This is a genomic window from Streptomyces sp. NPDC058051 (assembly GCF_042885475.1).
GTDB lineage: Bacteria > Actinomycetota > Actinomycetes > Streptomycetales > Streptomycetaceae > Streptomyces.
Genome location: NZ_JBHVRW010000027.1, coordinates 73,240 through 83,277 on the forward strand (window position 1 = coordinate 73,240; position 10,038 = coordinate 83,277).

The 10,038-nt window shown below is 70.0% G+C and carries 7 protein-coding genes and 2 pseudogenes; 5 read left to right on the forward strand and 4 right to left on the reverse strand.

Annotated features, from left to right (window positions below; all coding sequences use genetic code 11):
* Nucleotides 1-53 precede the first annotated feature (53 nt).
* Nucleotides 54-374, reverse strand: coding sequence for a carboxymuconolactone decarboxylase family protein (locus ACFVUT_RS31305; RefSeq protein WP_389656179.1), 321 nt, complete (start codon nucleotides 372-374; stop codon nucleotides 54-56).
* Nucleotides 375-597: 223 nt separating this feature from the next.
* Here ACFVUT_RS31305 and ACFVUT_RS31310 point away from each other — a divergent pair.
* Nucleotides 598-696: pseudogene (locus tag ACFVUT_RS31310) on the forward strand (transcriptional regulator); the annotation flags it as partial.
* Between the two features lie 45 nt (nucleotides 697-741).
* On the opposite strand, the pseudogene ACFVUT_RS31315 reads toward ACFVUT_RS31310, so the two are convergent.
* Nucleotides 742-1,154 (reverse strand): annotated as a pseudogene (locus ACFVUT_RS31315) (hypothetical protein).
* Between the two features lie 596 nt (nucleotides 1,155-1,750).
* On the opposite strand from ACFVUT_RS31315, the gene ACFVUT_RS31320 reads away from it, so the two are divergent.
* Nucleotides 1,751-2,554, forward strand: coding sequence for a hypothetical protein (locus ACFVUT_RS31320; protein WP_389656177.1), 804 nt, complete (start codon nucleotides 1,751-1,753; stop codon nucleotides 2,552-2,554).
* Nucleotides 2,555-2,684: 130 nt separating this feature from the next.
* On the opposite strand, the gene ACFVUT_RS31325 is transcribed toward ACFVUT_RS31320, so the two are convergent.
* Nucleotides 2,685-3,563 (reverse strand): alpha/beta fold hydrolase, encoded by an 879-nt coding sequence (locus ACFVUT_RS31325; protein ID WP_389656174.1) that lies wholly within the window; start codon nucleotides 3,561-3,563, stop codon nucleotides 2,685-2,687.
* 131 nt (nucleotides 3,564-3,694) lie between these two features.
* Here ACFVUT_RS31325 and ACFVUT_RS31330 point away from each other — a divergent pair, with 131 nt between their 5' ends.
* On the forward strand, nucleotides 3,695-5,665 hold the full coding sequence (locus tag ACFVUT_RS31330) for a BTAD domain-containing putative transcriptional regulator (protein WP_389656171.1): 1,971 nt from the start codon (nucleotides 3,695-3,697) through the stop codon (nucleotides 5,663-5,665).
* Between the two features lie 33 nt (nucleotides 5,666-5,698).
* Here the strand turns inward: ACFVUT_RS31330 and ACFVUT_RS31335 are convergent, their stop codons facing one another.
* Nucleotides 5,699-6,367, reverse strand: coding sequence for a hypothetical protein (locus tag ACFVUT_RS31335; protein ID WP_389656168.1), 669 nt, complete (start codon nucleotides 6,365-6,367; stop codon nucleotides 5,699-5,701).
* A 240-nt stretch (nucleotides 6,368-6,607) separates the two neighbouring features.
* On the opposite strand from ACFVUT_RS31335, the gene ACFVUT_RS31340 reads away from it, so the two are divergent.
* A complete protein-coding gene (locus ACFVUT_RS31340) occupies nucleotides 6,608-7,813 on the forward strand; it encodes a HupE/UreJ family protein (RefSeq protein ID WP_389656165.1) in 1,206 nt (401 codons plus the stop codon).
* A 138-nt stretch (nucleotides 7,814-7,951) separates the two neighbouring features.
* On the forward strand, nucleotides 7,952-9,928 hold the full coding sequence (locus tag ACFVUT_RS31345) for a fibronectin type III domain-containing protein (protein WP_389656162.1): 1,977 nt from the start codon (nucleotides 7,952-7,954) through the stop codon (nucleotides 9,926-9,928).
* The last annotated feature ends 110 nt before the right edge of the window (nucleotides 9,929-10,038 follow it).

Genomic DNA, 10,038 nt, shown 5'->3' on the forward strand with positions numbered 1-10,038 from the left:
TCCAGTCCGCCCCGCTGACTACGCGGGGCATCGTTGTGCTGCTCTCGCGGTGATCAGACGGAGCGCTCGTCCGCGATCTTCTTCAGCAAGGTGATCGCGGTCATGCCGTTGGGCCATCCGGCGTAGAACGCCAGGTGCGTGATCGCCTCGGACAGCTCCTCCACGGTCAGCCCGTTGTCCAGGGCCACACCCAGGTGGTACGGCAGCTGCTCGCTGCGGTACAAGGCGGCCAGCACACTCACCGTGACCAGGCTGCGGTCCCGCGGCGACAATCCGGGCCGCTCCCACACGTCCGCGAACAGCACCTCGTTGGTGATCTCGACCAGCTTCGGCGCGATGCCGACCAGTTCCTGGGGTGCGGACTGCTTCGCCATTGGGTGACTCCCTGCGATGATTCGAACATGTGGATGCGCTTCTCACCGTCGCCCCTGCCGGGCCGGGCGGCATCCGCAGACGGATTCCCACCGCCCACGGGCTCGGACCGCATCCGCTGCCACCATCGAGGAAACCGCAGCTCACAGCCGTGCGGAAGGCACTGCTGTTACAGGTACTGACAGAACACGCCAGCTCTGTTCCACCACGCTCAGCCTGGCAAATATGGACACCGCCCACGAGATCCGCGAGTTCCTCGCCACCCGCCGCGCCAAGATCACTCCACAGCAGGCCGGCCTGCCCGCCTTCGGGGGCAGCAACCGCACCTGCCCCGAGCAAGCACCACGGCCCGGGGCGCAGGACAGGCGCTCAGCCCGTCCCCGCCGACGCCGCCAGCGACGGATGCATATCGGCCCAGTCGGACAACAGCCGCACCCGCTGCTCCGACTCGCTGCCCGGATCCGGTGTCAGGACCGACAGCATCAGATCCGGCCGTCCCGGCAGCGTCAACGTCTCGAACGGCAGGCTCAGCCGCCCCACCGCCGGATGCTCGTACTCCTTCACCCCGCTCCAGTGCAGCCCCACATCATGATCACGCCAGCACTGGACAAACGGCTCGCCGGCCGTCGACAGCTCCTCGATCAGGGCCTTCATCCCCTGATCCCCGGCATCATCCCGGCCCCCGTCCGCAACAGGGCGACAGTGTTGCGGATCGACTGCTCCCAGGCGTAGAAGAACGACCGTGCCGCCGGATCGAGGAACTTGAACCGCGCGATGTTCACCGGCCCCGCCGACGGCTTCTCGAACAACGGGTTCGGACGGTACGGCGGCGGCCGTGCGGCCGACGCACGTGGTCTTCGCCGCCCTCATGGCCGCATCCGTCACTCCGGCGGGCGCCGCCCGCACACGAGGACCCGGCCGACGCCAACGACGCCGCACCCGCTCACTCAGCACAGCAAGGAGAACTCCATGCCGACCGGCACACCCGTGCTCTCGGTCGGTCAGTGACACCGAACTGCACGACCTCCGCGCCCGGTTGCGGGCCACCAGATGGCCCGAGCCCTGGCCGGTCGACGGCTGGGAGGCCGGTACCGACACCGCGGACCTCCGCCGCGGCCCGGCGTGTGAGACGCACCGACGTCCACGGAGGGACGCCGCACGAGGAGAATCCCAGGCGTCATCGCGACAGTGGATGCCGGACCGCAGCTCGGTCCGGCGATCGGACGGTGGTTCGCCGCGGAAGGGTTCGGCGGACTCACCGAATGGCGGACCCGCTGAATGAACGGGGATCCCACAGGGGATCCCCCACCTCTCGAATCGACGGGGGACACGTCTCTGGGCACGTCCATTGTCAGTGCGGTGCGCTTGGCTGTCCGCCATGGAGCTCACGCAAGCGACCGTCAACCACCTGCTGGCCCGACTCGGCCCGGGAGACGGCTACACGTACCTTCCCCACGACCTGAACCCGCGGGACCTGACCGACCTGCTCGACAGCAGGTACGGCACCCCGCGCACCCTCGTCCTCGACGGCTTCACCGATCCGACGGTCGACGAGTCCAGGGGCGCGGCCCTCCTCGTCCCCTTCGAGGACCGGGCCGTGACGATACGGGCGTGGGCGTACGGGGGTCAGTGGGTCGGCGCGGGTACGGCACGGGACGCCGAAGGGGTCGAGCGGCCGGTGTTGGTGGTCGCTCACAGGGAGGTGCCACAACCCTTGGCGGTCGCTCCGGACACGGGCGGGGACGTCGACTGGACGGAGCGGCTCAGAGGGATCACGGGGTGGACGCGGCCCGCCCAGCGGCCGGACGTGGACTGGGCGGAGGTGGAGTCGCGCCTGGGCACCGCGCTGCCGAGTGACTACAAGAGCATGGTCGAGACGTTCGGCGAGGGTGCCTTCGACGGATACCTGGACCTGAACCAGGAGCCGTGGACGAGTCTCAGGGCGGACGGTCTGCTCATCTGGGCGGGCACGGAGCACGAGGACCTGTACTGCTGGAGGGCCGAGGGCGACGACCCCGACCGATGGCCCGTCGTGGTCCGGTCCTTCGACGGTGAGACCGTCCCCTTCGACTGCCAGGCCGCGGAGTTCGTCTGCCGCATCCTGATCGATCCGCACCACTCGTTCACCATGGCCCGCTATTTCGACACCCACTGGTTCATGAGCTATGGCGAGGACGACTGACCGCCGGCCGGCTCGTCGGTCACAGGCGGGCCTTCACCGTGTATGAGCGGGAAGGGGCCGGGGCTTGTGCCGACGGCCGACAGAGGCCGCCCGTGACCGCCCGAGACCGCCCGAGGCCGTGCGCGCTCGCTCAGCGGTCAAGCAGGGCCCGGAGGGCTTGGGCGATGTCGGTGGGAGCCTCTTCGGCCATGAAGTGGCCGCAGGTGACCGTGTCGTGGTGCAGATCAGTGGCCCAGGATGCCCACAGGGAGGCGGCTTCGAAGCCGAGGGCCGTGCCCCAGTCCTGCTGGAGCACGGTGACCGGCATGTTCAACCGATTACCGGACGCCCGGTCCACCTGATCGTGCTGAACATCGATACCGGCGGAAGCGCGGTAGTCGGCGACGATGGAGGGAACCGCTTCCCGGCAGGCTTTCAGGTACGCGGCGCGGATGTCGGCAGGAATGGCCCCCGGGTCGTTGGTCCAGATGTCGAGGAAGTGGCCGAAGAACGCGTCGGGGGCGGCCGCGATCATCTGCTCGGGCAGACCCGGGGGCTGGGCCATGAGGTAGAGGTGGAAGCCGACGGCTGCGGTCACCCCGTGCATGACCTCCCACATGTCGAGGGTGGGCAGAACGTCGAGGCTCGCGAGGTGGGTGATGCGGTCGGGGTGATCGAGGCCGGCCCGGACGGCGACCAGGGCGCCGCGGTCGTGCCCGGCCAGAGCGAAGCGGTCGTGCCCCAGGGCCGCGGCCAGTGAGACGATGTCCGCGGCCATCGTGCGCTTCGAGTAGACGGTGCCATCGGTGTCGACGGGCTTGTCACTGTCTCCGTAGCCGCGCAGGTCGGGGCAGACCACGGTGTGGTCGGCCGCGAGATCGGCGGCAACGTGGCGCCACATCAGATGGGTCTGCGGGAAGCCGTGCAGCAGCACGATCGCAGGGCCCGAGCCGATGACGGCCGTGTTCAGGGCCACACCGTCCGCGACGGTGATCCGCCGGTAGTCGAAGGCGGCGGTGGTGAGGGTCATGAGCAGGCTCTTTTCTTCCGATGAGCAGGTATCTCGACCGGGCAGGTATCTCGATCCTGGACGCCGCGAATGAGTAGCGAGTGAGCGAGCACCGGCGTGATCAGCGACAGAGCAGAGAGCAGGTCAGGGGTGTGAGCGTCACGTTCGGGATTCTGGGGCCGGTGGTCGCCTGGGACGGTGACGGCGGGGCCGTCGACCTGAAGGGGCGCCGCCACCGTGCGGTACTGGCCCGGCTGATCGTCGCCCGGGGCCGCGTCGTGCCTGTCACACGTCTGGTCGAGGATCTGTGGGTGGATCCGCCGGAGGGCGCGGTCGGCGCGGTGCGCACCTTCGTGTCCGCGCTGCGGCGAGCCCTGGAGCCGCAGCGCCGGCCTCGCACCCCGGCCCGTCTCCTGGTCACTGAGGGCCCGGGATACGCGCTGCGCGCCGACCGCAGCGCCGTCGACGGCCGGCGTTTCGAACACCTGCTGGCCGTTGCCGCCACGCTGCCGCCCCAACAGGCGTGCGCCAGGCTGGAGGAAGCACTGGGGTACTGGCGCGGCCCGGCCTTCGCCGACTTCTCCGAGGAGCCGTGGGCCCGCGCCGAGTGCTCCCGCCTCGATGAGCTGAGGCTGCACGCCGTGGAACGACAGGGCGAGGCCCGGCTGGCCCTGGGGCACGGCGCGGAGGCGGTGGCGGACCTGGACGCGCACGTGGCCGAGCACCCGTGGCGTGAGGAGGGCTGGCGGCTCCTGGCACTTGCGCTGTACCGCAGCGGCCGTCAGGGCGACGCGCTCGCGGTACTGCGCCGGGCACGAGGACTCCTGGGCGAACAACTCGGGGTGGAACCCGGCACGGCACTGCGCCGCCTGGAGGCGGACATCCTCGCCCAGGAGCACCACCTCGAACCGGCCCATGAGCCGGGCGGCCCGGCGGAAAGAGTGTGGGCGGAAGCGGCGGCCGACTACGACCGGACCCTGGCCCACGGTGCCCGGGCCCGGCTGGAGTCGACGGTAGGTCTGCTGCGCAATCTCGCTGTGACAGGGGGTGGTGGCCTGGAGGTCGCACGCCGTCACCGCTCGGCCGCGATCACCGCGGCCGAAGGGCTGGGTGATGTGGAACTGACCGCCCGCGTGATCGGCACGTACGACGTTCCGGCGATCTGGACCCGCGTCGACGACCCGCAGCACTCGGCGAGTGTCGTCGCCGCGGCGGAGCGCACGCTGAAGGCCCTTCAGCCGGGGGAGCACGAGACCGCGCGTGCCCGTCTGCTCGCCACGATCGCCCTGGAATCACGAGGGGCGCGTTCGGCCCGGGGGGTGCAGGCTGCCCGACAGGCGGAACACATCGCGCGCCGTCTGGACGACCCGGCGCTGCTGGCGTTCGCCCTCAACGGCGTGTTCATGCAGACGTTCCACCGGGCAGGTCTGTCCCCGCGCCGAGACAGGACAGGTGCGGAACTGATCGCCCTGTCCGACAGGCACGGCCTGGTCACCTACGAAGTGCTCGGACACCTCATCCGTGTCCAGTCGCGCAGTGCCCTCACGGACTTCTCGGGAGCCGAAGGACACGCGAGGGCGGTGGACCGCCTGGCCGACCGCAACGAACTCCCGCTGGCCCGTGTGTTCACCCAGTGGTTCCGGGCACTGCGTCTGGCCGCGACCGGCCCGGCACCAGCGGCGGAGGCGGCCTACCGAGCCGCTGCGGCCCGACTCGACGGTGTCGGCATGCCCGGTCTGGAACGTGGCCTGCTGCCACTCGCTCTGCTCTGCCTCCGCGTGCAGGACGGCCGGCCCGCCCAGACCGACGAACGGACCGACTGGGGGCCTCACGAACCGTGGGCCGGCCCCTTGGTACTCCTCGCGCAAGGCCTCCGCACCGAGGCCGCAACGAGGCTGCGTCAGCTGCCCGACCCCCCTGTCGGTCTGTTGTTCGAGGCTCTGTGGTGTCTGGTGGCGCAGGCGGCGATCGCCGTGTCCGACCGGGCCATGATGGAACGAGCCGTCAGCGCGCTCTCGCCCGCGGTGGCGGAACTGGGCGGCGCGGCCAGTGGTCTGCTGACCGTCGGTCCTGTCTCGCGGCATCTCCACGAACTCACCACCGCACTCCGGAACGCGCCGTGACCGCAGGGAGGCCCCGGAACCCAGGCCCCCGGCCTAGAACTTGTCCAACCACACCACGATCCCGGTGTGTCCCGTCAGTACCGCTGCCGCGCCCGCCCGGATGGCGGCCGCACAGCGGGCGTCGGTGAAGGAGGCGGCGTCGTACGTCGAGGACATGCCGAGCCCTTCCCCGCGGAACGAGGCCCCCGACCAGTCGACCGCCGTCACGTTCTCGGTGGGTTCGGCGAGTTCCGCTCCCACGACCAGGAACTTCTGGTCGAGATGGTTCGGGCTGACCGTCGCCAGGGGGTCGATGAGGTCGTTGCCCGCGCTGACGACGAGGTCGGGGCGCAGGTCCAGCGCGCGGGTGACGGCGGGCATGAGGTCGGCGGCGTCGGACGCGGTCACGGTCCGCAGGTCCACGTCCTCGTCCTTCGCCCACGCCTTCACCGCCTTCACCAGGGCCTTCGTCGGCCGGTCGCGGCCCGCGGTGAGCAGGACGACGCGGGTGCCGGCCCGGGGCCGTACTCCTGCCCACGAATCCGGGCCCGGCGTGACGGTCGACTCCGGTGCGGGCGGCTCGTCCGGATCGATGAATCCCGCGCCCAGTTGGCCGACGGCGGACGGGCCGGGGCGCGGCTTCGACCAGTCGTCACCCGAAGCGCATCCGGAGAGCAGGGCGGTGGCCACGACCAGTACGGCGGCCAGGAGCGGGCGGTGCAAGACGATCGTCCTCCGGGAAGGGGGCCGTAGCGGCGGCCCCGGCGGAACGCCGGCCGGCGGCCCGGCGGGGTGCGGGGCGGAGCCGATACGGAGTGGCTTTTCCCACATCCTGCTCTTCCGTCCCCCGTGATCTCCATCGACGCGAGCTCCATCGAACGTTTGTTTTCCCATGATTCGCTGATCAGTTGTCATCGGTTCATCCGCGACCAGCACGGTGCACGGGCAACCCCAAGGAGCCCCATGTCACACCGTGTCCGCCGCCTTCTGCTCGCTCTCGCCGCGGCGGTTTTCCTCTTCCTCGGCCTCGTCCGGCCCGCTGCCGCCCATGGCCTCGCCTCCACCGTCTACGCGCACGTCACCGCCGACGGCCCGCTCCGGACCGAACTGAAACTGGAGTACGACCTCCTCGTGGTCTCGGCCGCCGACGCCGGTTCTGACGATGCCCTCTTCCGTGCCGGAACCGACGCGTTCGAAGCCGGGGACACCCAAGCCCAGGCGGCGGCCCTCGACGCCCACCGCGCGGCCGCAGTCGGCTACGTCACCCAGCGCTTCTCGGTCACCGCGGGCGGCAGCGCCTGCGAGCCCGTCGCTGTCGGCGGCTTCCGGATGGGCCGTGAGGAAGGCGTGCCCTACGCGCTGCTGACGCTCGACTGGACCTGCGCCGAACACAACGCCGACGACCATGAGATCCGCAGCGCCCTCTTCCCCGACTCGGAGGGCTATGTCACGGGGACCAAGACGATCGTCACCTACGCCGTCGACGGCCGCACCGGCAGTGCCGCCCTCGACGCCGGACATCCGTCCTTCTCGGTCAGCCAGTCCTGGACGGAACGTTTCTGGGAGTTCTTCCGCCTCGGCGCCGAGCACCTGCTGACCGGTACCGACCACATCCTGTTCCTGCTCGCCCTCATCGCCGGATCCCGGCGGCCCCGCGAAGTCGTCCTCGCCGCCACCAGTTTCACCCTGGCCCATTCGGTGACGTTCCTGCTGGCCGCCCTGGGGCTGGTCGACGTCCCCGCGGGCCTGGTTGAGCCCGTCATCGCGCTGTCCATCGCCGTGGTCGCCGGCTGGCACCTGTGGCGCATTCGCGAGCGAGGCACCCTTGCCACGGACATCCAGGCGCCGGCCGGGAACCGGTTCGCCCTGGACCGTGCCGGATGGACCCGTCTCTGCGTCGTGTTCTGCTTCGGTCTCGTGCACGGTCTCGGCTTCGCGGGCGCGCTCGGCATCGAGGCCGCGTGGTCATGGACTCTGCTGTGGTCTCTGCTGGTGTTCAACATCGGCATCGAAGCCGTCCAACTCGCCTTCATCGCCGTGCTGTTCCCGCTCCTCCTGCTACTCGGACGCCGCTCACCGCGGGCCGCCCTGTGGGCCACCGGGGCCCTGTCCGCGGGAGTGGCCGCCATGGGGCTCGTCTGGTTCGTGCAACGCGTGACCGGATCGTAGGAACCGCAGGTCAGCAGTGATGTTCAACCGCTGCCAAGATCAGATTCGAACGGTGTTCATCTGATGCCGAGAACGTGGCGTCCGCCCTCGCATGCGCACTGCATGCACACCGTTTGCACACAGAAGAAACGACACTTCATGAGACCGAATCCTTCTCAGCAGGCCCGAGGGCCCCTGCGGCACCGTGTGGCCACCGGCGCCACCGCCGCCTTCCTCGGCCTGACCGTGGCCTTCGGAAGCGGACAGGCCACGCCCGCCGCCGCGGCCGAATCCTCCTCCCTCTCCGGCATCGTCCTGGGCGTCGGCGCCAACGAGACCCAGCGCACCGTCAGCTGGTACTCCTCGGCCGGCACCGCCCAGAAGGTCCAGCTCGTCCCCACCGCGCGGCTCGCCGCGGGCGAGTTCCCCGCCGACTCCGCCACCTTCGACGCACTGGGCGCCGCGAACATCGCCAGCAGCGGCGGATACAACCTCCACGCCACCATCACCGGCCTCAAGGAGAACACCGCTTACTCCTACCGCGTCGGCACCGAGGGCGACTGGTCCCAGGCGTACTCCTTCACCACGCAGGACTTCGAGGGCGAGTACGACTTCCTCTTCCTCGGCGACCCGCAGATCGGCTCCTCCGGGGACCTCGCACAGGATCAGGCCGGCTGGCAGGACACCCTGGACGTGGCCACCAAGGCCAACCCGAAGGCCGAACTCCTGGTCTCCGGTGGCGACCAGGTCGAGAGCGCCAACAACGAGTCCCAGTGGAACTCCTTCCTGGCGCCCGACCAGCTGCGCCAGTACCCGTGGGCGGCCACCATCGGCAACCACGACGTCGGCGGCAAGGCGTACGAGCAGCACTTCTCGACGCCGAACACGGACCGCTCCGGCTCGCTGTACTCCAACGGGGATCCGGCGTCCAACACCTCCGGCGGCAACTACTGGTACATCTACAAGGATGTGCTGTTCATCGACCTCAACAGCAACAGCTACGCCACCTCCCAGGGCGGCGGGGGCGACGAGGCGCACACCAAGTACGTCACGGACGTCATCAACCAGCACGGTTCCGAGGCCAAGTGGAAGGTGCTCGTCTACCACCACTCGATCTACTCGCCGGCCTCGCACGCCAAGGACAAGGACAACAAGGCCCGCCGGGTCGACTTCCCCACGACCTTCTCCAAGCTGGGCGTCGACCTGGTCCTGCAGGGCCACGACCACAGCTACTCCCGCAGCTACCTCATCAAGAACGGTGAGAAGGCCGACCCGGAGGAGCAGCCCGGCGCGGCCGATGTCTACCCCGGCCCCGGCGGTGTCCTGTACGTCACGGCCAACTCGGCCTCGGGCTCGAAGTACTACGACATCACCGCACCCGACTCCAGCGGCACCAGCGGCGCGGGCAACGGCGCCGACCCGCTGAACCCGGACAACTACTGGTACAACTCGGTCCAGAACCAGGAACACGTCCGCAGCTACGTCAAGGTCCAGGTGCGCGACGAGAAGCTCGTCGTCGAGAACCTCCGCAGTGGCACCTGCGACGCCCCCAACTCCCAGGTGTCGCACGGCGACTGGTGCAACAACACCACCGCCGCCCAGCCCGTCGGCTCGATCGTCGACAAGGTGAGCGTCCACCCGTACAACGGTGATGGCCAGTCCCTCCAGGTCGACGTGCCCAACCCGGCTCCGGGCGAGTTCGGCTGGACCATCGACGGCTACAACGGCCTGGTGGACCTCGGTACCGCCAAGGAGAAGGACGGCGACCACTTCACCGCCTCCGGCAAGATCAACCCCATCCTCGTCTCGGACACCCGCCGCTCGCTCTCCCCGTGGTCGGTCTCGGCCGACGTGAGCGCGTTCAAGGACGCCGAGAAGACGTTCGCGGGCTCCTACCTGGGCTGGACGCCGTACGTCCTCGACCAGGGGGCAGGCGCCCAGGCCGGTTCGCCGGTCGCCTCCGGCTACGACGACAAGGGACAGGGCCTGTCGGTCTCCCGGGGCCTCGGCTCCGCGTCCCAGGGCCATGCCCGTGGCACGGCCAAGCTGGGTGCCGATCTGGACCTCAAGATCCCGGACACCGTTCAGAAGGGCGGCTACCGGGCGACCCTCACGATCACTGCGCTGAGCAGCTGACCGTTCCCGCTGTACCGGCGTGGGGGGGGGGGGGGGCCGCCCCCCCGCGCCCCCCCCCCCCCGAGGCGTGCCCCCGCCGGGGGAGAGTGCCACAACGCCCCGGCGCCCGC

Bases quoted from the DNA above. Each gene is read 5' to 3' on its own strand.
- ACFVUT_RS31305 (WP_389656179.1), bottom strand. From the start codon at position 374: ATGGCGAAGCAGTCCGCACCCCAGGAACTGGTCGGCATCGCGCCGAAG.
- ACFVUT_RS31345 (WP_389656162.1), top strand. From the start codon at position 7,952: ATGAGACCGAATCCTTCTCAGCAGGCCCGAGGGCCCCTGCGGCACCGT.
- ACFVUT_RS31320 (WP_389656177.1), top strand. From the start codon at position 1,751: ATGGAGCTCACGCAAGCGACCGTCAACCACCTGCTGGCCCGACTCGGC.
- ACFVUT_RS31325 (WP_389656174.1), bottom strand. From the start codon at position 3,563: ATGACCCTCACCACCGCCGCCTTCGACTACCGGCGGATCACCGTCGCG.
- ACFVUT_RS31340 (WP_389656165.1), top strand. From the start codon at position 6,608: ATGTCACACCGTGTCCGCCGCCTTCTGCTCGCTCTCGCCGCGGCGGTT.